Source organism: Thalassospira profundimaris, from assembly GCF_003326755.1.
Taxonomy (GTDB): Bacteria; Pseudomonadota; Alphaproteobacteria; order Rhodospirillales; family Thalassospiraceae; genus Thalassospira; species Thalassospira profundimaris_B.
The window spans coordinates 21,155-39,978 of sequence record NZ_JPWH01000018.1 but is presented as its reverse complement, the minus strand read 5'-3'; the positions used below and the strand labels follow the sequence as shown (position 1 = coordinate 39,978).

20 protein-coding genes are annotated in these 18,824 nt (G+C 53.0%); 2 read left to right on the top strand and 18 right to left on the bottom strand.

Annotated elements, in window-relative coordinates; translation table 11 throughout:
- Positions 1-4: 4 nt before the first annotated feature.
- Positions 5-673: a hypothetical protein gene (locus TH25_RS17950; protein ID WP_147253044.1), complete on the bottom strand. Its 669-nt coding sequence runs from the start codon at positions 671-673 to the stop codon at positions 5-7.
- 219 nt (positions 674-892) lie between these two features.
- On the opposite strand from TH25_RS17950, the gene trmFO reads away from it, so the two are divergent.
- A complete protein-coding gene (trmFO, locus tag TH25_RS17945; RefSeq protein WP_114089677.1) occupies positions 893-2,236 on the top strand; it encodes a methylenetetrahydrofolate--tRNA-(uracil(54)-C(5))-methyltransferase (FADH(2)-oxidizing) TrmFO in 1,344 nt (447 codons plus the stop codon).
- A 93-nt stretch (positions 2,237-2,329) separates the two neighbouring features.
- Here trmFO and TH25_RS17940 read toward each other — a convergent pair whose 3' ends face one another.
- From TH25_RS17940 to yajC, 7 genes are all read right to left on the bottom strand, one after another.
- On the bottom strand, positions 2,330-2,893 hold the full coding sequence (locus TH25_RS17940; RefSeq protein ID WP_181847690.1) for a hypothetical protein: 564 nt from the start codon (positions 2,891-2,893) through the stop codon (positions 2,330-2,332).
- 107 nt (positions 2,894-3,000) lie between these two features.
- The gene (locus tag TH25_RS17935) at positions 3,001-3,846 is read right to left on the bottom strand and encodes a phytoene/squalene synthase family protein (protein ID WP_114089676.1); all 846 of its coding nucleotides are present in this window, start codon (positions 3,844-3,846) and stop codon (positions 3,001-3,003) included.
- Between the two features lie 41 nt (positions 3,847-3,887).
- Positions 3,888-5,090: a mechanosensitive ion channel family protein gene (locus TH25_RS17930; protein ID WP_114089675.1), complete on the bottom strand. Its 1,203-nt coding sequence runs from the start codon at positions 5,088-5,090 to the stop codon at positions 3,888-3,890.
- A 167-nt stretch (positions 5,091-5,257) separates the two neighbouring features.
- Positions 5,258-5,638 carry an Mth938-like domain-containing protein gene (locus TH25_RS17925; RefSeq protein WP_181847688.1) on the bottom strand — a complete coding sequence of 127 codons (381 nt, stop codon included), beginning with the start codon at positions 5,636-5,638 and terminating at the stop codon, positions 5,258-5,260.
- A gap of 138 nt (positions 5,639-5,776) precedes the next feature.
- Complete coding sequence (gene secF, locus TH25_RS17920) at positions 5,777-6,715, bottom strand: protein translocase subunit SecF (protein WP_114089674.1); 939 nt, start codon at positions 6,713-6,715, stop codon at positions 5,777-5,779.
- Between the two features lie 19 nt (positions 6,716-6,734).
- Positions 6,735-8,306 (bottom strand): protein translocase subunit SecD, encoded by a 1,572-nt coding sequence (secD, locus tag TH25_RS17915; RefSeq protein WP_114089673.1) that lies wholly within the window; start codon positions 8,304-8,306, stop codon positions 6,735-6,737.
- A gap of 147 nt (positions 8,307-8,453) precedes the next feature.
- Complete coding sequence (yajC, locus tag TH25_RS17910) at positions 8,454-8,843, bottom strand: preprotein translocase subunit YajC (protein ID WP_114089672.1); 390 nt, start codon at positions 8,841-8,843, stop codon at positions 8,454-8,456.
- Positions 8,844-9,148: 305 nt separating this feature from the next.
- Between yajC and TH25_RS17905 the strand changes: the two genes are divergently transcribed.
- Positions 9,149-10,012: an ATP-binding protein gene (locus TH25_RS17905; RefSeq protein WP_114089720.1), complete on the top strand. Its 864-nt coding sequence runs from the start codon at positions 9,149-9,151 to the stop codon at positions 10,010-10,012.
- Between the two features lie 62 nt (positions 10,013-10,074).
- Here the strand turns inward: TH25_RS17905 and TH25_RS17900 are convergent, their stop codons facing one another.
- The 10 genes from TH25_RS17900 to TH25_RS17855 all read right to left on the bottom strand — a co-directional run bounded on the left by TH25_RS17900 (position 10,075) and on the right by TH25_RS17855 (position 18,814).
- Positions 10,075-11,211: a peptidoglycan DD-metalloendopeptidase family protein gene (locus TH25_RS17900; RefSeq protein WP_258549209.1), complete on the bottom strand. Its 1,137-nt coding sequence runs from the start codon at positions 11,209-11,211 to the stop codon at positions 10,075-10,077.
- A 71-nt stretch (positions 11,212-11,282) separates the two neighbouring features.
- A complete protein-coding gene (locus tag TH25_RS17895) occupies positions 11,283-11,921 on the bottom strand; it encodes a protein-L-isoaspartate(D-aspartate) O-methyltransferase (protein ID WP_181847696.1) in 639 nt (212 codons plus the stop codon).
- Between the two features lie 11 nt (positions 11,922-11,932).
- On the bottom strand, positions 11,933-12,700 hold the full coding sequence (gene surE / locus TH25_RS17890) for a 5'/3'-nucleotidase SurE (protein WP_114089670.1): 768 nt from the start codon (positions 12,698-12,700) through the stop codon (positions 11,933-11,935).
- Positions 12,701-12,709: 9 nt separating this feature from the next.
- Positions 12,710-13,987 (bottom strand): serine--tRNA ligase, encoded by a 1,278-nt coding sequence (gene serS / locus TH25_RS17885; RefSeq protein ID WP_114089669.1) that lies wholly within the window; start codon positions 13,985-13,987, stop codon positions 12,710-12,712.
- Between the two features lie 101 nt (positions 13,988-14,088).
- The gene (gene tatC, locus TH25_RS17880) at positions 14,089-15,060 is read right to left on the bottom strand and encodes a twin-arginine translocase subunit TatC (RefSeq protein WP_181847694.1); all 972 of its coding nucleotides are present in this window, start codon (positions 15,058-15,060) and stop codon (positions 14,089-14,091) included.
- 8 nt (positions 15,061-15,068) lie between these two features.
- Complete coding sequence (tatB, locus tag TH25_RS25505; protein WP_258549208.1) at positions 15,069-15,548, bottom strand: Sec-independent protein translocase protein TatB; 480 nt, start codon at positions 15,546-15,548, stop codon at positions 15,069-15,071.
- 41 nt (positions 15,549-15,589) lie between these two features.
- Positions 15,590-15,811, bottom strand: a complete 222-nt coding sequence (locus TH25_RS17870; RefSeq protein ID WP_114089667.1) for a Sec-independent protein translocase subunit TatA/TatB — start codon at positions 15,809-15,811, stop codon at positions 15,590-15,592.
- A 113-nt stretch (positions 15,812-15,924) separates the two neighbouring features.
- On the bottom strand, positions 15,925-16,968 hold the full coding sequence (locus TH25_RS17865) for an ABC transporter ATP-binding protein (RefSeq protein ID WP_114089666.1): 1,044 nt from the start codon (positions 16,966-16,968) through the stop codon (positions 15,925-15,927).
- 144 nt (positions 16,969-17,112) lie between these two features.
- The gene (gene scpB, locus TH25_RS17860; RefSeq protein WP_114089665.1) at positions 17,113-17,868 is read right to left on the bottom strand and encodes an SMC-Scp complex subunit ScpB; all 756 of its coding nucleotides are present in this window, start codon (positions 17,866-17,868) and stop codon (positions 17,113-17,115) included.
- Entirely contained in the window at positions 17,855-18,814 is a 960-nt protein-coding gene (locus TH25_RS17855) for a segregation and condensation protein A (protein ID WP_114089664.1), read from the bottom strand. The genes scpB and TH25_RS17855 overlap by 14 nt, the downstream gene beginning before the upstream one ends.
- Between the last annotated feature and the right edge of the window lie 10 nt (positions 18,815-18,824).

The following is an 18,824-nucleotide window of genomic DNA, read 5'->3' as shown; positions in this document are numbered from 1 at the left end:
CGCATCAGGTTGTTTTGGCGTTATCGGAACCAATCGCCAGCGCCCGGATGCGGCCCTCGACTGTTTGCAGGATGGCTTTGACCAACCGTTCGCTAAAGCCCGCCAGAAAGGCAAGAAGAAGCATAATGGCAACTTGCTGCCCGCTATCGGCATCAAGCTTGAGCGAGCCCAGCTCGTTCAGGTCACGAATGGCCTGAAGCTGATCAAGCCTGTCAGGAATAATATCTGCCCGCACAATCAACAACGCCAGCACAGCATAAACGAACCCCAAAAACGGCCGGAACAAAAAGCGAAAGAAAACATCAAGCGGGGATAAATTCTGCCATTCCTGCGGGTCACTAATATGGAGCATAACGCTTACCATTGCGCCCAGTGCGCCAAATATCCCGACAAAGAAAACCAGATCATAACTGAATCCGAATAACCGCCCACCCCAGGAACTAACGATCACGTCAATGGCGAAAAATATCGCCAGAACCGCAAGTAACACCAAGGGCGAGCATATCAGCGCAAAGCTGGCAGCCGATAAACGGGCAACATCCCCTCCGGCCACCAAAATCGACAAAAAGCCGTTTGACGTGGATGAAGTACTTTTACTGACAGTGTCAGAACCAGTATTCGTATCTGAGGGGGGTGTGACCACAGATTTTGGAGCATCTGCTGGATCAGTCATGGCTTGAGTTTATTCCTTATGCACAATGTCGATATGTTGTCAGACCGTCCTGATCGACGCCAGAGGGGCACAAATGTGACAAGGAACACGCTTATGGCAGTGATCCCTTCACCAAACGCGGTAATTTTCAGCAATTGACTTGATATTTATGCCCGTGGACCGCTATGTGTGGGGCCAAACTTGGCTTTGAGCCAAAACCTGTTCTGACGGAGGTTCAGCTTGGAAACGGTTACACCTGTTCATATCATTGGCGCTGGCTTGGCTGGCAGTGAAGCGGCCTGGCAACTGGCCGAGGCCGGTATCCCCGTGATCATTCACGAAATGCGCCCGGAACGCCCGACCGATGCCCACCAAACCGACAAATGTGCCGAACTGGTCTGTTCCAATTCGTTCCGTTCCGATGACAAGGAATATAATGCGGTTGGCCTGATTCATGATGAAATGCGCCGGGCAAACTCGCTTATTCTGCGCTGTGCGGATGACCATAAAGTCCCGGCAGGTGCGGCGCTGGCAGTGGACCGTGAAGGGTTTTCCCAGGCCGTTACCGACGCCCTGATGAACCACCCCCTCATATCAATGGAACGTGGCGAGATTAGCGGTCTTCCCCCCGTTGAATGGGGCAACACCATTATCGCCACCGGCCCGTTGACTTCAGGCTCGCTTGCGGCGGCCATTCTGGAACAAACTGGCGAGAAGTCACTGGCGTTTTTCGATGCCATTGCGCCGATCCTGTATAAGGAAAGCATCGACTTTGACAAAGCATGGTTCCAGTCACGTTATGACAAAGGCGATGGTAAGGATTACATCAACTGTCCGATGAACAAAGAGCAGTACAACAATTTCATTGATGCGCTGCTGGCCGGTGAAAAAACCGAATTCAAGGACTGGGAAAAAGATACCCCCTATTTTGACGGCTGCCTGCCGATTGAAGTCATGGCCGAACGCGGGCGCGAAACCCTGCGCCACGGCCCGATGAAACCAGTGGGGCTGACCAACCCGCATGATCCAACCGTCAAGTCCTATGCCATCGTGCAGCTTCGTCAGGATAATGCGCTGGGCACCCTTTACAATATGGTCGGTTTTCAAACGAAACTGAAATACGGGGCCCAGGTCGAGGTATTCAAAACCATTCCCGGCCTCGAAAATGCCGAATTTGCCCGCCTGGGGGGCATTCACCGCAACACCTTCCTGAATTCCCCGCGCCTGCTGGACCCGACCCTGCGGCTGAAATCCCGTCGCGACATCCGGTTCGCCGGGCAGATTACCGGATGCGAGGGCTATGTTGAAAGTGCGGCTGTCGGCCTGATGACGGGTCGCTTTACGGCTGCGGAAAAACTGGGTCGCGAATTGCCCCTCCCCCCGGCAGTCACGGCAATGGGGGCGCTTTTGGGGCATATTACCGGCGGAGCCGATGCCGAAAGCTTCCAGCCAATGAATGTCAATTTTGGTCTGTTTCCGGAACTGGAGCTTAAAAAACGGGTGAAAGGACGGGATCGCAAAAAGCTTTATACCGACCGTGCCATTCCTGCCTTTGATGAATGGCTGGCAGCAATCGGCCATTAAGACAGCCCTTTACACGAAGATACAATCCATATGACAAAACGCCCGCGCAGCTAGCACGGGCGTTTTGTGTGAAGTCTTCAGATCGTAAAGAGATCAATATTTAACGCGGGTCAACTCACCGGTGATTTCGCGAATGCTTTTACCATTGCGAAACCGTTTGAAAACCAGGTCCAAATTGCCGTCGGCATCAAGGGTACGTTCGTAAACCTGCATTTCATAGCCACCATCATCCAGAATATACATGGCATGAACCGTCAGGGTTTTGCCAACGATGCGCGCCCAGACAAAGGGTTGGCCTTTTAACGGGTCGTTAGGCACCCGCTTGCCAAACAGGCCGGTGCGCATGGCGCTGCCATAAATCTCGGGGCGGTCAGTATTGAAAAACTCGATACTAAGGGCGGACTTTTTTTCCCGGCCATCGGATTTGTAAATCACGGTTGACCAGTCGACTGTAAAGGCATCATCTTTTTTTCGGATCGTTACATCCAGATCACGCGCTTTTAATTCGTCCGTCGTTTCGGAAATGGCCGTGCCGTGATAGGTTCCCACAAAAGGATCAATCGAGGTTGCCGCCGCCCGGTTCGTATGCGACCAGAACGCCATTAACACGCCCACCGGAACGATGACCAAGATCGCAATATTTCTAAATATTTTCATTTAGGGACCCCGCAAGCTTTGATCGCCGGACACCCAACAAAGACAGGTTATGAACCGGTTGATCTACAAAGATTTATAACCTTTTTGTCCGTTGTAAAGATACAGTCTTACCAATATCCCGAAAGTGCCCGTAAGGTCAGCCTGAAGCTGGCAGGGCGAGCCAAGCCAAATTCGGCAGAAAACGGATCATAATCTGCTTTTTTCAGCTTCTTTAAATAATTCTCCGCCAAAGTAACAGGCAAGGCTGCCGGTACAGCTTTTTTCGGTAAGTGACGACGCATTTTTCGTGCCGTATCGATTTTATCCTGCGCCTGTCGGGCCAGATCACGGGTCATTGCTCTTACCGCATCGGTCTTGCGAAATTCAAAAATGTCCCCCGTTGCCACACCATATTTCTGCATATATTCCTCGGGAATATATTGGCGTTTTGCGCGCCCGTGAAACACCATCGCACGTAAAATTCCAACCAGACCATAGGCATTGCCAGCAAGACGCGCCGCCTTCAGCGCCGTCTCTTCTTCTGCACCAAGCAGCTTTGCCGCTGCTTCACTTAACCGGCCCGATGTTTCATCGATATAATTTTCAAGGGCAGCCATATCTTGGGGGGCCTTGTCAAACAGATCAAACTCCCTGGCATCGATCATGGCTTCAAGGGTTTTGGGCTCTACACGTCCCTGCCCGATCAGATCCGCCAGCGGCGCGACAACCTCGTGCTTGCGGATTTCACCTTTGGCAATATCAGCCAGGGCGTCCCGCCACCATTGCAGGCGAATTTGCCCCAGCATGGCCTCACTGACCATTTCCCGGGTTTTCGATATTTCCTGATTAAAGGCATAAAGCGTGAACAGATCTTCGCGCCTGTCTGCCGGAGCGAAAAGCGCGCACAGGAAACGATCCTTGTCGTTCCGCCGGACATAGTCGGCACAATAGGAAAGGTTTGGTGTCTCACTCATCGATTTCTAATTATCCGTTGCTTCCCAAACTCTCGCCCAACCTATTCCGAAGTCCGAGCGTTTTGAGGCGCACTATTATTGTTTTGGTCATCACGATCCGCCGCCCTTTCAGCCATTTTCACATCCGGCATGCTCTCCACATACAAAGACTGGGACGGGAAAGCAAATGCTGCGCCTTCTTCTTCGATAATGCGTTTAAAAGCAATGATATGTCGGTTGCGAATGTCGCGCCATGTCAGCCAGTCGGTGGTTTGGGTAAAATAATAAAGGTCAATATTAATCGAACTGCTGCCAAAATCGGCCAAATGCACCATCTGTGGCACGTCTTCCTGCGCAACATCTTCATCTTCCCGCAAAAAGTTGCGCAACCGCTCTATGATTTTTTCAATCTGATCGGCGGTGGTACGATATTCAACGCCTATCACCATTTTGATGCGACGATGGGTCATGCGGCTCCAGTTAATCACCGGTGAATCCACGATTTCGGCGTTGGGCATCACCACCAGCGCCTTGGAAAAGGTACGCACCTTGGTGGCCCGCAAACCAACAAATTCGACGACCCCTTCAAAGTGTGGTGTTTCGATCCAGTCTCCGCGCTTAAACAGCTTATCGGCAAAAATGGTCAGACCGCCAAAGACATTGGCCACCGAATCCTTTGCCGCCAGGGCAATTGCCATACCGGCCAGGCCCAGGCCGCCCAAAAAGGCCGTAACATTGATGCCCCAGTCTTCCAACAAGGCGACACCGGCCAACACAACCACCAAGGTTCGCACGCATCGGATGAAAAACTGTCGCAAATCATCGGCCAGGCCTGCGCCAAAACGGCCGGCAAAGGTATTAAACCCAAGCGCAAGCGGCTCGACAACGCGGTAGAATGCCCAGAAAATCGTGGCTATGACAAAAACCCGCAAAATGCTGAAAATGGCGGCATCGGTTTTATCGGAAAAATCGATGACTTCGGTTGAAAAATAAAACCCAAGCAACACAACAAACACTTCAACAGGCGTTTGTATGGCATTGAAAATCATTGCCAGTGTTTGATGTTTTCGATTATTTGCAAGCCGACGCGCCCCACCAACAACACCATGCGCCAGCAATTTGCGAACCAGAATAAAAAACAGCAAAACGGCAATGGCGATAATCACGCGCCCGACGCCGCCGCCACCAACCAGGTCGGCCCAGTCGGTGAATTTGGCAACAAGATGCTCAGTCAGACCATGCAGTCGCGAAGTCAACTCTTCCATATATCAGAAATGCGGCCCGCCTTTTGCAGCACACTCTCAATCCTCGCCCGCCAGACGCCGCATCATCCCCTGTCTGTGTGTATGTTATCTATTCCATACAACGCGTCAGAGGGCATTAAATGTTCCGGCAAAAGCCAATAAACCATCATCATACGAACATCGCCGGATCAAACCGCTATCAATGCTGCGGCCACGCGGCGTTCCTCGGATAACAGCACATTAAAAGTCCGGCAAGCTGCACCGGTATCCATCGGTTCAATAACAATGCCATGTGGACGCAAGGCATTGCGCCAGGCGGTTTTCACCGGTTGCATTCTGGTTCCCATGCCCAACAGTAAAATATCAATGTGCCCGGCCCGTGAAATAATCTCGGCAAACGAATCCTCTGTCACAGTGGTCATGTCCTGATGCGGCCAGGACAGGAACTCCCCCGGAAACAACAGAACAGAGCCCTCGGCCTTTTCATTGCCAAACCGGAACAGGCCATCCCCGTAACTGGAAACAAGTTTGCGGCCCGATGCCACCATCGGTGTAACGTCTATCGACATGAGAGACCTCGCTTATCATAACGAATGGGGTAACGCTTATCGCGCCTGCATTGGGCACAAAAAAGGCCGGATCGTTGTCGCACGAACCCGGCCTTTCTGTAAATGTCTGGCACGATCAAATGTTAACGCAAGACAAACCTAAAGCGCATTTGCCTCTTCGGTTTTGCTCTCCTCGCCCTCGGGGATCTTTCGGCGCAACTTAAACACAATCAGCAACGGCGATGCCACACAGATCGACGAATAAGTCCCGATCAAGATACCGAAAATCAGGGCAAAGGTGAAACCGCGGATGGCTTCGCCGCCAAACAGGAACAGCGCAATCAGGGCCAGCAATGTCGTAAAGGACGTCATTACCGTACGTGACAGCGTTGTATTGATCGACAGATCGAGAAGTTCCGGCAGATCCATTTTGCGGTATTTGCGCATGAATTCGCGAATACGGTCAAAGACAACCACCGTATCGTTAATCGAATAGCCACCAACCGTCAGAATAGCCGCCAGTGTTGCCAGGTCAAACTGAATACCCGACACCACAAACAGGCCGACCGTGATGATCACGTCATGCAACAAGGCAACAACCGACGCGACGGCAAACTGCCATTCAAAGCGCAGCCAGATATAAATCATGATCAGCGCGAGCGAGATCAGGACGGAGAATAAACCGGCTTCTTTTAGCTCGCTCCCAACTTTCGGCCCGACAAGTTCGGACCGACGGATGCTGACCCCGTCACCAAGTGCCTTGGTAACGGTTTCCAGCGCCGCCATCTGGGCCTTTTCATCGCCATCCTGGCGCTGAAGCTGAATCAGAACGTCGTCCGGTTCACCAAATTGCTGGATGGCAACATCCCCCAGCCCCAGACTGCCCAGATTGTTACGCAGCGCCGTTACATCTGCCGGGCCTTCAGTTTTGATTTCAAGCAGAATACCGCCCCGAAAGTCGATACCGAAATTCAGCCCTTTGGTGAAGAACAGAACCCCCGAAACAATAACCATCGAGAGCGAGAAGATATAAAACAGCTTTCGGACTTTGAGGAACGGGATGTTCACATCATCCGGAACCATATGCAAAGGTTTCATGTGCGTATTGCTCCCTTCCTCACAACACCAGTTCGGTGGGACGACGATACTTGACCCAGTAGGCCACAATCAGTCGTGTCACCCAAATGGCGGCAAACATCGATGTGATGATCCCGATGGCCAGTGTCACGGCAAAACCCTTGATCGGGCCTGAACCGAAGCTGAACAGCACCAAAGCGGCAATCAGCGTGGTGATGTTGGCATCAAGAATGGTCGACATCGCACTCCGATAACCGGCATCAATCGAACTGATGATGGATCGGCCGATTTTTCGTTCCTCGCGGATACGTTCAAAAATCAGAACGTTGGCGTCAACCGCCATCCCCACTGTCAGGACGATACCGGCAATGCCCGGCAATGTCAGTGTCGCCTGCAAAATCGACATAACGGCCAAAATCAGGATCAGGTTTATCATCAGCGCAATGTTGGCAAAAATACCAAACAGGCCATAGCTGATCGCCATGAAGACAACGACGAACACCATCCCCAGAACAGAGGCAATTTCACCTGATTCAATAGAATCCTGACCAAGCCCCGGACCGATAGACCGTTCTTCAAGGATCTTCATCGGCGCAGGCAAGGCACCAGCGCGCAACAGCAACGACAAATCGTTTGCTTCCTGGACACTGAACTGGCCGGTAATAATGCCGCTTCCGCCCATAATGGGTTCATTGATGCGCGGTGCCGAAATCACCTTGCCATCAAGCACGATGGCAAGACGCCGGCCGGTATTTTTACTGGTCACGTCACCAAAACGTGCGCCACCTGCAGCATCAAAACGGAAGGAAACAACGGGGCGTCCGTCATTAAAGGTTGGCTGGCTGTCAATCAGGTTGTCACCAGAAACAACAACGCGACGGTCCACCAGATATTCCTGCGGTGCGCCTGCTGACGCATCGTCCGCACCCGGCATAATGACTGCCCCCGGCGGAATGCCGGTTTCACGCGCCTGTTGCGGCGTTTTGCTTTCATTGATCAGATGAAAATTCATCTTTGCCGTCCGGCCCAGAATATCCCGCAAACGCGAGGGATCATTAAGCCCCGGAACCTGCACAACGATGCGGTCTTCACCCTGACGTTGGATCGACGGTTCCGTCGTTCCCAGTTCGTCAACACGACGACGTACAACTTCAAGCGACTGGCTAATGGCGCGATCGACCATTTCGCGGCGCGTTTTTTCGTTGTAAGTTACCATGATATGATTGCCGTCACCGCCAACAACCGTCTGCGGGTCCAGTTTTGCAATCAGTGAACGGGCCTTCTCGACATCATCATCATTGACGATGGTGACAGATGCCCCGTCAGCCGAACCGCGCAGCCCGCGATAGCGGATACGGGCTTCGCGCAGGGCATCACGCATGTTTTCGGTCAGGGAATCATAACGTTCACGAATAACGCTATCGACCCCGACTTCCAAAAGCATGTGGGAACCGCCCCGCAGGTCAAGACCCAGGCTGATCTGCTTGCCGGGCATCCAGCTTGCTTCGGTAGGGAATGTGCCCTTGGGAAGAAAGTTTGGCGCGGCATATATCACGCCCAAAGCACACACCAGCAAAACCAGCGCTGCTTTCCATTTGGTAAAATAAAGCATGTGTCCTTTAACCAGAGATGTCTGGGGAACATTGCGACATCGGGCTCAGGGCTCAATCAGGATAAAAAGGAAGGACTTGCCCGGCCGACCGCCAGTAATATGCAGAAAGGCGGAACCTGCTGGTTCCGCCCGAAGCTGTGACAAAAATCAGTCTTTTTTGACTTCGTCAGTTTTTTTGTCGTCTGCCTTGTTATCGGCATCCGAACCGCCCTTGGCCGGTTCAGTGCGTGACAACACATTCGAGATCATGCCGCGTGCGACTTTGACTTTCACACCTTCGGCAATCTCGACAGAGACTTCTTCATCCGAAACAACCTTGGCAACGGTTCCGATGATCCCACCAGCCGTAACGATTTTATCACCGCGGCGAACCGCAGCCAGCATTGCTTTGTGTTCTTTCTGTTTCTTCTGCTGCGGACGAATCAGCAAAAAGTAGAAAACCACAAAAATCAGGATCAGCGGCAGAAAGCTGGTCAGCATATCCGCTCCGCCAGCAGCGCCACCAGCACCCTGAGCAAAAGCCGGTGAAATCAACATTAGGAACTCCTAACCTAAAACAGAAAAACCAATCAACTGCCGGAATATAACGGTGTGCAGCGCCGTTGCAAGAAAGATCGCTTCATTTTGCCTTAAACTCGCCTGCCCGTGCCTTATAAATCACACATCCTTGCGCATTGCGGGTTGAATTTCCGGTTTCCAGGTGTCTTTGTGACGGGATTCACAGTTTTGATGCGGCTTCAAACGGACTATTCCACGCAAACCTTGCTGTGCTAGGGTTCGGCCACGACGTGTCGGGAACAACCTTCCCTGCCATCAAAAATGAAAATGTTCCAGAGGCCCCGATGACAGATACCCTTGCCGATTTGCTGCCCGCATTAAACCGTATTGCCGATGCGCTTGAAAGGATGGCTCCGCCGCCACGCCAGCACAACGACCTTTCAATTGCAGATGCCTTTGTCTGGCATGCCGAAACCGGATATTTGCAGCCGGTCAAGCAGGTAAACCGGGTCGATATCGGGCTTTTGCAGGGGATCGAACAGCAAAAGCGTATTCTTTATAATAACACCAAACGGTTCGCACAGGGGCTGCCGGCAAATAATGCGCTGTTATGGGGCGCACGTGGTACGGGCAAAAGCTCGATCGTCAAGGCCATGCACGCGCTGATCAATCAGGAAACACCGTCATCTTTGGCGCTGGTGGAAATTCACCGTGAAGATATTCCCACCCTGCCCGTCCTGTTAAAAATTCTGCAAGACGGTCAACGCAAAACCGTGCTTTTTTGCGATGATCTTTCCTTTGATTTGCAAGACGAATCATACAAATCGCTTAAAGCCGTACTGGATGGCGGGATCGAGGGCCGCCCGGAAAACGTTATTTTCTATGCCACATCCAATCGCCGCCATTTAATGGCGCGTGACATGATTGAAAACGAACGCTCAACTGCAATCAACCCGTCCGAAGCCGTTGAAGAAAAAGTCTCGCTGTCTGACCGCTTCGGCCTGTGGCTTGGTTTCCACAATATTTCCCAAGACATCTATTTCGAGATCATCGCCGGGTATGCCAAAGAATATGGCCTGGATATGCCGCAAGACACTCTTTTTGCCCGTGCCAAGGAGTGGACCGTAACACGCGGCAGTCGTTCAGGGCGAGTCGCCTGGCAATTTATTCAGGAAATCGCGGGCGAACAGGGCAAAAGCATTTCCTGAGCATCGCGCCCCTTAAAACGACAAACCGGCCTGCATATAATCAGGCCGGTTTGATAGGGCTGTCAGCGCGATGCCACAGCCTGGGGCAGATATTTAACCGGATCGCGCGATTTGCGCCCCTGGCGGATTTCAAAATGAAGCTGTGGTCGGTTTACCGCACCGGTAGAACCGACAGAGGAAATCTGTTGTCCCCGCCTTACAATATCGCCACGTGCCACAAGCGGATTTTCAGTGTGCGCATAGGCCGAAACATAACCATCGGCATGTTTGATCAAAATCAGATTGCCAAAACCGCGCAATTCATTGCCAACATAGGTGACAACCCCATTATCTGTTGCCAGAATGGCCGTTCCTCGTTCGGCAGCGATGTTAATGCCGTCATTAAACAACCCGCCGGGACCTGCACCATAGCCCAGAACAATCTTGCCCTGCACCGGCCACATAAATCCCTGGCGTCCGGCAGGTACGATATCATCAACATTGACCTTGGCCGGGCGTGGTGTTGCACGCGATGCAACAGCTTTGGCACTGCCCCCTTCATTTGAGGCCGTTTTCTTTGCTGAATCATGCCAGTTATTGGCCGAAGCAAACTGCCGTTCCGCCTTCGCGGCCATATCCTGCGGCTTGATCCCCGGTACCGGAAGCCGTGCGCCTGCAACAACTTTGCTTTTGGATGCGGTAATATCCGTAACCGCGCTCAGGTCCGATTGCGCGGAAGAATCGACAGACGATCCCCCGGCACGCGACGGTGCCGAAAGCGGAGATGACGTAATTTCAACCGATTGAGCCCGCCCGGCGATAACAACATTTTTCCGGCCCGTTGACCGGGACTGTGATTGCGCCACAGCCGTCTCTGGCGGGCTGCTGTCATAATCGGCTTGCCAGGGCGGCAAAACCAGCCGCTGGCCGGGGTAAATCACGTAAGGTGCGCTAAGATTGTTCCGGGCAGCAAACTTGCGAAAATCGGCATGATACCGCTCCGCCAGCAAGGAGACACTGTCGCCACGCTTGACGGTAATCACACGTTCGCCATTGCGCAGATCGGGCATGGCCGAAAGCGAATAATTGGAGCCATCGCCATAAACAACCGGAACGGGCTTGGAATTAAGCAAACACCCACCAAGGGCTGCTGTTGTCCCGCAGACAAACAGCAACGTCCGGACATTATGAACGACGTGTTTGACATAATTTTTCATCATGTCACAGATTTTCCGGCATCACCGGTTAACAATCGGTAACGAGATTCAAATTTTCAAAAAAATGCGGGATTTCAAAATTCTTCGGTACCGGCCAGCATGGGCACAAAACGCACTGGCATCAATTCCGTAACATCAATACCTGTCGGGGTCCGCATCACGCGCAACAAAATCTGGGTGTGGGAAACCTCACCCACCGGCACCACCATGATTCCACCGATTGCAAGCTGATCAACCAGGACCGGCGGCACATCCTGTGCCGACGCCGTAACAATAATGCGGTCAAACGGTGCCTGTGCCTTCCAGCCCAGCCCGCCATCGGCATGCAGGGTTGAAATCGTATGAAGCCCCAGGGTGCGAAACCGCTCCTCGGCCTCACGCAGTAACGGCTTGTGGCGTTCCAGGGTATAAACGCGCCGGGCCAGACGGGCCAAAATGGCCGCCTGATAGCCTGATCCGGTGCCAACCTCCAGCACCTTCATGCGGTCATTTAACTGAAGCGCCTGGGTCATCAGGGCAACGATATAGGGCTGGGAAATGGTTTGGCCCTTGCTGATGGGCAAAGCGACATTTTCCCAGGCGCGGCTGGCAAAGGGCGGTGCAACAAACAATTCGCGCGGAATATCGGCCAAAGCACGTAAAACGGCTTCGTCATGAATGCCGTCCTGGCGCAGAACACCAAGCAGGGCTTCAATTTCTGCTGTACGGGCAATGGCAGACGTACTCACTGAAATGCCTTTGTCAGTTTTTCGAGGGTCGCATTATCGGTAAAGTCAAGACCGATGGGGGTTACAGAAATATCGCCCTTTTCGATCACATGTAAATCGGCGTTTTCGTCTTCGGGCAATTCCGAACGAATGGCCCCCACCCAATAATAGGGTTCACCGTGCGGGTCCAGACGTTCGGCAACATGATCACCAATTTTTCTTTGACCTTGCCGGGTGATGCGAATTTTGGCCCCTCCCTCGCGTTCCTTTTCCGGGAAATTCACATTCATCAAAACGTTAGACGGCCATCCTTGTTCAACCAGTGAAGAAACCACATTGGGCAAGTGTGTCTTGGCCATATGCCAACTGATCATTTTCTGGGAAAAATACTGCGAAAAAGCGATGGCTGGTACATTTAGCAATGCAGATTCCATTGCTGCGGCAATTGTTCCCGAATAGGTCACATCCTCGCCAAGGTTACCGCCACGGTTAATGCCCGAAAAAACAATATCCGGGGGTGTTTCACGCATAATCACCTGTAGGGCCAGCAAAACACAGTCCGTTGGCGTGCCATCAACAGCATAATGGCGGTCATCACGCTGATGAATGCGTAACGGGCGGCGCAGGGTAAGCGAATGCCCTGCGCCACTTTGCTCGATCGACGGTGCCACAACCCACACATCTTCTGAAAATTGCCGGGCGAGATTTTCAAGCAGTTTGATACCCGGTGCATCGATGCCATCATCATTGCAAATCAGAATGCGGGCCTTGTGCAGATCGATCATCGGGAAACCTTACTTCGTCGCGGAAATTTCAGCCAGTCCGCCCATATAAGGCAACAATGCTTCAGGAACCTTAATGGACCCGTCAGCCTGCTGATAATTTTCCATGACCGCAATCAGACAGCGCCCAACAGCCAGCCCCGACCCATTCAGGGTATGAACAAACCGCGTTTTCTTGTCGCCCTGGGCCCGGCAACGCGCATTCATGCGCCGTGCCTGGAATTCACCGGTATTCGAGCACGAAGAAATTTCGCGATACCGTCCCTGCCCCGGCAGCCAGACTTCGATGTCATAGGTTTTCATCGCCGAAAAACCGGTGTCGCCCGAACACAACAATATCGTGCGATAGGGCAGTCCAAGGCGTTCAAGCACTTCTTCGGCGCATTTGGTTTTGCGTTCCAGTTCGGCATCCGATTGATCGGGATCGACAATCGACACCATTTCAACCTTGGAAAACTGGTGCTGACGGATCATGCCGCGAGTATCACGCCCGGCCGACCCGGCTTCGGAGCGGAAACACTGTGTCAGTGCGGTATAACGCAACGGCAGGCTCGCCACATCAATAATGTCGCCCGCAACCTGGTTGGTCAGGGTGACTTCCGAGGTCGGAATCAGCCACATGTCGTTGGTGGTTTTAAAGGAATCCTCGGCAAATTTCGGCAACTGTCCGGTGCCAAACATGGCATCGTCCTTTACCAGCATCGGCGTGGTGGTTTCCTCATAGCCATGTTCATTAACATGCAGGTCAATCATGAACTGGGCCAATGCCCGTTCGAGACGCGCCAGTTGCCCGCGCAAAATCACAAAGCGCGAACCCGATAGTTTGGCTGCCGTAGCAAAATCCATCATGCCGAGCTTTTCACCAAGGTCGAAATGCTCTGCCGGGGAAAAGGCAAATTCGGCCGGTGTGCCCCAGCGACGCATTTCGACATTCTCGTCTTCATCGGCCCCCTTGGGTACCGACGCATCAAGAATATTGGGAAAGGACATCAGCAACAGATCAAGCTGCTCGTTCAGCGCCGCCTGGCCATCTTCGGCGGCCTTGATGCGATCCTTCAGGCCTCCCATTTCGGCCATCAGGTCATCAGCATTTTCACCGTTCTTTTTTGCCTTGCCAATATCGCCGGAAATGGTTTTGCGGCGCGCCAGCAATTCCTGATGTTCGGTCATCAGGCGGCGCCGTTCGGCGTCAATATCAATCAGGCGTGCCGCTGTTATATCGGCATTACGCATGCTCATGGCTGCGTCAAATGCCTCGGGATTTTCACGAATCCATTTTATATCGTGCATGAAACCGCACCTTATTTGTCTGAATTTTTCAGGCTGCTTATACGACGGGGTGAACCATTGGTCCACCCCGCCAAGCATTTCTTGTTTTTTGCGAGGTCTAATTACCGGGCATTATTGAAGTCATCTTCGTCATCATCCCCCGACCTTCGGGAATCAGATGATTCTGACGGCTTTTGCGTATTGGATGATGTGTCATCGCCGGTCTCATCAGATGTGGAATCATCCATATTCCCCGCCGATGCCGCCGCAGCAGACTGCGCATTCACGTCATCATCATGGTTCTGTTCCCCGTCATCGTCCAAATCATCTTCTTGCATACTCGCTGCGCGCTTACGCTCGCTAATACGGGCCATGATAATGGAAATTTCGTAAAGCAGCATGATCGGCACAGCCAGCCCGATCTGTGAAATCAGATCCGGCGGTGTCATAACAGCGGCCACGATAAAGGTAATAACAACGGCGTATTTGCGCTTTTTCGCCAGGCCCTGCGATGTAACCAAACCGGCCCGCGCCATCAATGTCAGCAGAACCGGCAACTGAAAACTAAGACCAAACGCAAAAATCAGCTTCATCACCAGCGAGAGATATTCCCCCACCTTGGCTTCAAGCTGAATCGCAAGGCCCGTCTGGCTGCCTGTTGATTCAAAGCTGAGGAAGAACTTCCAGGCCAGCGGCATGATGAAATAATAAACCATCGCCCCGCCCAAAAAAAACAGGATGGGGGTGGCAAACAAAAACGGATAAAATGCCTTGCGTTCGTTTTTATAAAGGCCAGGTGCGACAAACGCCCATATCTGCCCCAAAACAACTGGCGTCGAGATGAAACAGGCGGCAAAAAACGAAACCTTGACGTAGGTAAAGAAAACTTCGGTCAAGGCAGTATAAATCATCCGCCGGTCGCTGCCCGGCCCCATCGCCTGGGCCAGAGGGCGCACCAGAAAACCATAAATATCTTCGACGAAATAATAACAGATGCCAAATGTCACAAAGAGTGCCAACACCGACCAGGTCAGGCGATTCCGCAACTCTATCAGATGCTCCATGATCGGCATCTGCGGGTCTTGAAGCTGCATATTCACGCCTATTTCTCCGGCTGGGTCCGGGCGGTTGCCGGTTCGGGTTGATCTTTGGGCTTATTTGGCGCGCTATTTCCATCGTCAGCTTCTGTCGCTCGCGCTGCGGCGGCATCTGACGACGGCTTTTCCGGTGTTGCCGTTTTATCAGACTCAGATTGTGCCGGGATTTTCGCATCCGCCGGAACCGACGGGGTATCGGCCTTTTTTTCGGCAGAAGAAGCAGACTTGCTGTCGGTACCACCAATCTGCTTTTCCAGAAATTCGGTAGCACTGGTATTAACACTGCTGGCCTGCTTGCGCAGTTCGTCAAGCTCGGCCTCTCGGATCAAGCTGTCGATACCACCCTGGAACTCGCGCGCCATACCGCGCACTTTTTTCCAGTAATGAGCCATTTTATAGAGAACATGGGGCAGATCCTTGGGGCCGACGACAAAAAGCGCGACGACGGCCACAAGTGCCATTTCGGTCCAACCGATATCAAACATGAAAAGCGCCTATCAGAGCAAGGCCAGTCAGACAGACGGGATCAGGACTTAACCGAGTCCTGGTCTTTGCTTTCGTTAGAAACAGAAGCGGAGCTGTTATTGCCGATTTTGCCGGAGTCATCATCGTCTTTTTCGTTGATACCGGCTTTAAAGCTACGAATACCTTTGCCCATATCTCCCATGACACGCGGCAGCTTGCCGGCACCAAAAATAATCAGAACGATGGCCAGGATCAGAACAATTTGCCAAACGCCGATACTCATAACCTTATTACTCCCAATACGGTACTCTCCCCTTAAACGGGGTAAGGGATAATGGCAGAAAGCCTTGGACCGCGCAACGCGGTGTTTGTCAATTTAACGCTTCTGCCACCTTTCTAGTCTCTAGGAAACACGAAGGTCATCTCCGGATCAAGCGTTATAGACACCACGCCCCCTTTATCAGCAGCCTGCGGGCGCGGTACACGGGCATGAACATGGGGCCCGTTATGAATGGAAAGGTGCATCAAACTCACCCCGCCTAGTGAGCGGACAGCATCAATATTGGCAAGCACATCACCATCCCGACCATCCGATCCGATGCGCAGTCCTTCGGGGCGGATCAACACGTCAACCTTAGTTCCATCAGGCATATTTTCAACGACAACATCCCCTAGCGGGGTTGACGCCACGGTGCCCGCCACCCGTGATGGAAAGACATTTACCTCGCCAAAAAAAGATGCGACGAAATGGTTCTCGGGATGAAAATAAAGATCCTCGGGTGTGCCATCCTGCATCACCTGTCCTTCATTCATCACAATAATGCGATCAGCCATATACATGGCCTCTTCCGGGTCATGCGTGACCATCACCGTCGCGATTCCCGCATTTTTCAAAACATGCAGCGTCGTATCACGCAATTCGGCCCGACGGGCAACGTCAAGGCCGGAAAACGGTTCGTCAAGCAACATCACGCGGGGCACCGGCGCCAAAGCACGGGCCAGCGCAATGCGCTGCTGCTGCCCACCGGACAATTGATGGGGAAAGGCGTTAAGGTAATCGGCCATACCGACCCGCTCTAGCGCGTTGATCACCGCCTGCCGGCGTTGCGCACTTCCCATATGGCGCAAACCAAAACCAATATTGCCCGCCACATCAAGATGCGGAAACAGCGCATAATCCTGAAAAACCAGCCCGACACCACGCTTTTCAGGCTCCAGATACTGCCCGGCGGATGCCACTACCTCGCCGTGGATCAATACCGTGCCGGTCTGTAACCGCTCCAGCCCCGCCGCAATACGCAGGGCTGTGGTTTTACCACACCCTGATGGCCCCAGCAGGCAAACCAGTTCGCCCGGTTCGACATCAAAATTAATGTCACGCAAGACCCGGCTGGTGCCAAATTCGTGACTGACATTTCTGAGGCTCAGGCCAACCGGCATGACATACCCTTTTGTTTTTCTCGGACGACGCTTTCCTGCCATGCAAGGCAATGCGAATGAAATTCAGTTACGACCGACATCAGGTTTAACGGCATGAACCCCGTCATGCAATAGTTTGCCTCGCCAATCATTGATCCTGCTCGGCTAACGCTCCAGATCATCACCGGGAAGCGAATCAGCGTAAATCTCGGCATCGAGCTCGGCCAGGTTCCGGCTGGTAAGGGCCTCTTCCACGGCAGATTCCGTGCTTGCCGGGTCATCCTCGGGCTCGGGAAGCAGGCTGTCTTCGCCCGAACTGGCCCCGTAACGCCCCATGCCAGGCCGACTATCAAGCAAGCCAGCCGCCTTCAGGTCCGAGAGCCCCGGCAGATCATCACGATTTTGCAAGCCGAAATGATCCAGGAATTCATCGGTTGTAGCCCACAATACGGGGCGTCCCGGCACACGCTTGCGTCCGCGCGGACGAATCCACTTTGCCTCAAGCAAAATATCAAGTGTTCCCTTGGATAGGGCGACACCACGAATTTCTTCGATTTCTGAACGGGTTACAGGCTCGTGATACGCAATGATCGCCAGTGTCTCCAGCGTCGCCCGCGTCATCTTTTTGGATTTTTCAACCTCGACATGCAGGTCCCCGGCAAGGTCAAGGGCGGTCCGAAAGGCCCATTTCTCGCCAACATGCACCAGATTGATCCCGCGTTCGGCATAGGTTTCCTGCAATTCCGCCAGAATCTCCCCAATATTGGCATCCTCGGGCAACCGCGCGGCAAGCAGCTTTTCGCTCAGCGGCTCGCTGGAGGCAAACAGCACAGCTTCGATGATGCGCAAATGCTGCAAATCAATGGCGGGTTTCTGGTTCATGCCATCCATTTCAAGCTGTTGGGTGCTATCCGCGCTCATCTCTGTCCCCGTCGCGTTCAAACGCTGCGTCATCATCAGTCATGTCTTCAGGCGGCTCCCCCTGCCCGCTATCTAGCGCATTCTCACCATCCGCGTGGTCAACGCCATACGGCCCCTGATCCGGCTCCTGCCTTTTTTGCGGCGATCGCAACATGATGGGGCCAAAAACCTTTTCCTGGGAAATTTCCAGTTCACCATCGCGACACATTTCCAGGCTGGCAACAAAATGGGCCGCAAGGGCCGACCGCGCCTTTAAGGGCGTTCCCAGGCCACGTGGCATGAATTGCAATAACAATGTCCATTGCGGCACAATCCGTCGCCCAAACAGGTCACGTAAACGGCGAATGGCATCATCCATCGCATAAAGGTCAAATGCCTCGATTTCCAGCGTCTTGGCCTCGGCCGTCAGCATAATATGGGCATAGGCTTTCAACAGGTCATAAAGCGACGCATCATATACCGACGATGTCGTGATCTTCATTTCCTCGGGCGCACCCCGGGCGAAAAAATCACGGCCCAGATTGGGACCTTCCAAAAGCTTGGCCCCGGCTGCCTTCATCGCCTCCAAACGGCGTAACTGAAAGGCCAAAAGCTCAGCCATTTCTTCGGCACTCAGCTCTTCCTCGTCGTCATCCTGTTTGGGCAACAGCAAACGGGATTTCAGATAGGCAAGCCATGCCGCCATGACCAGATAGTCCGCCGCCAGTTCCAGGCGCATTTCCTGGGCACGGCTGATAAACTGTAAAAACTGTTCGGCCAGATCAAGGATCGATATGCGAATAATATCAACCTTCTGATCACGGGCCAGTTCCAGCAGAACGTCAATCGGCCCTTCAAAACCGTCCAGATCCAGCACAAGACGATCCGCCAGACTGCCCCCGTCCACGGGGGCAACGTCAAACGCCTCGTCGCTGATATTTGATTCTGGTGAAACGGGCTCGACCATTCAGCTCTCG

What these genes read in the sequence shown, in the direction of transcription:
- TH25_RS17950 (WP_147253044.1), bottom strand. Translation starts at nt 673, where the DNA reads ATGACTGATCCAGCAGATGCTCCAAAATCTGTGGTCACACCCCCCTCA.
- TH25_RS17940 (WP_181847690.1), bottom strand. Translation starts at nt 2,893, where the DNA reads ATGAAAATATTTAGAAATATTGCGATCTTGGTCATCGTTCCGGTGGGC.
- TH25_RS17935 (WP_114089676.1), bottom strand. Translation starts at nt 3,846, where the DNA reads ATGAGTGAGACACCAAACCTTTCCTATTGTGCCGACTATGTCCGGCGG.
- TH25_RS17930 (WP_114089675.1), bottom strand. Translation starts at nt 5,090, where the DNA reads ATGGAAGAGTTGACTTCGCGACTGCATGGTCTGACTGAGCATCTTGTT.
- TH25_RS17925 (WP_181847688.1), bottom strand. Translation starts at nt 5,638, where the DNA reads ATGTCGATAGACGTTACACCGATGGTGGCATCGGGCCGCAAACTTGTT.
- secF (WP_114089674.1), bottom strand. Translation starts at nt 6,715, where the DNA reads ATGAAACCTTTGCATATGGTTCCGGATGATGTGAACATCCCGTTCCTC.
- secD (WP_114089673.1), bottom strand. Translation starts at nt 8,306, where the DNA reads ATGCTTTATTTTACCAAATGGAAAGCAGCGCTGGTTTTGCTGGTGTGT.
- yajC (WP_114089672.1), bottom strand. Translation starts at nt 8,843, where the DNA reads ATGTTGATTTCACCGGCTTTTGCTCAGGGTGCTGGTGGCGCTGCTGGC.
- TH25_RS17905 (WP_114089720.1), top strand. Translation starts at nt 9,149, where the DNA reads ATGACAGATACCCTTGCCGATTTGCTGCCCGCATTAAACCGTATTGCC.
- TH25_RS17900 (WP_258549209.1), bottom strand. Translation starts at nt 11,211, where the DNA reads ATGATGAAAAATTATGTCAAACACGTCGTTCATAATGTCCGGACGTTG.
- surE (WP_114089670.1), bottom strand. Translation starts at nt 12,700, where the DNA reads ATGATCGATCTGCACAAGGCCCGCATTCTGATTTGCAATGATGATGGC.
- serS (WP_114089669.1), bottom strand. Translation starts at nt 13,987, where the DNA reads ATGCACGATATAAAATGGATTCGTGAAAATCCCGAGGCATTTGACGCA.
- tatC (WP_181847694.1), bottom strand. Translation starts at nt 15,060, where the DNA reads ATGCAGCTTCAAGACCCGCAGATGCCGATCATGGAGCATCTGATAGAG.
- tatB (WP_258549208.1), bottom strand. Translation starts at nt 15,548, where the DNA reads ATGTTTGATATCGGTTGGACCGAAATGGCACTTGTGGCCGTCGTCGCG.
- TH25_RS17870 (WP_114089667.1), bottom strand. Translation starts at nt 15,811, where the DNA reads ATGAGTATCGGCGTTTGGCAAATTGTTCTGATCCTGGCCATCGTTCTG.
- TH25_RS17865 (WP_114089666.1), bottom strand. Translation starts at nt 16,968, where the DNA reads ATGCCGGTTGGCCTGAGCCTCAGAAATGTCAGTCACGAATTTGGCACC.
- scpB (WP_114089665.1), bottom strand. Translation starts at nt 17,868, where the DNA reads ATGAGCGCGGATAGCACCCAACAGCTTGAAATGGATGGCATGAACCAG.
- TH25_RS17855 (WP_114089664.1), bottom strand. Translation starts at nt 18,814, where the DNA reads ATGGTCGAGCCCGTTTCACCAGAATCAAATATCAGCGACGAGGCGTTT.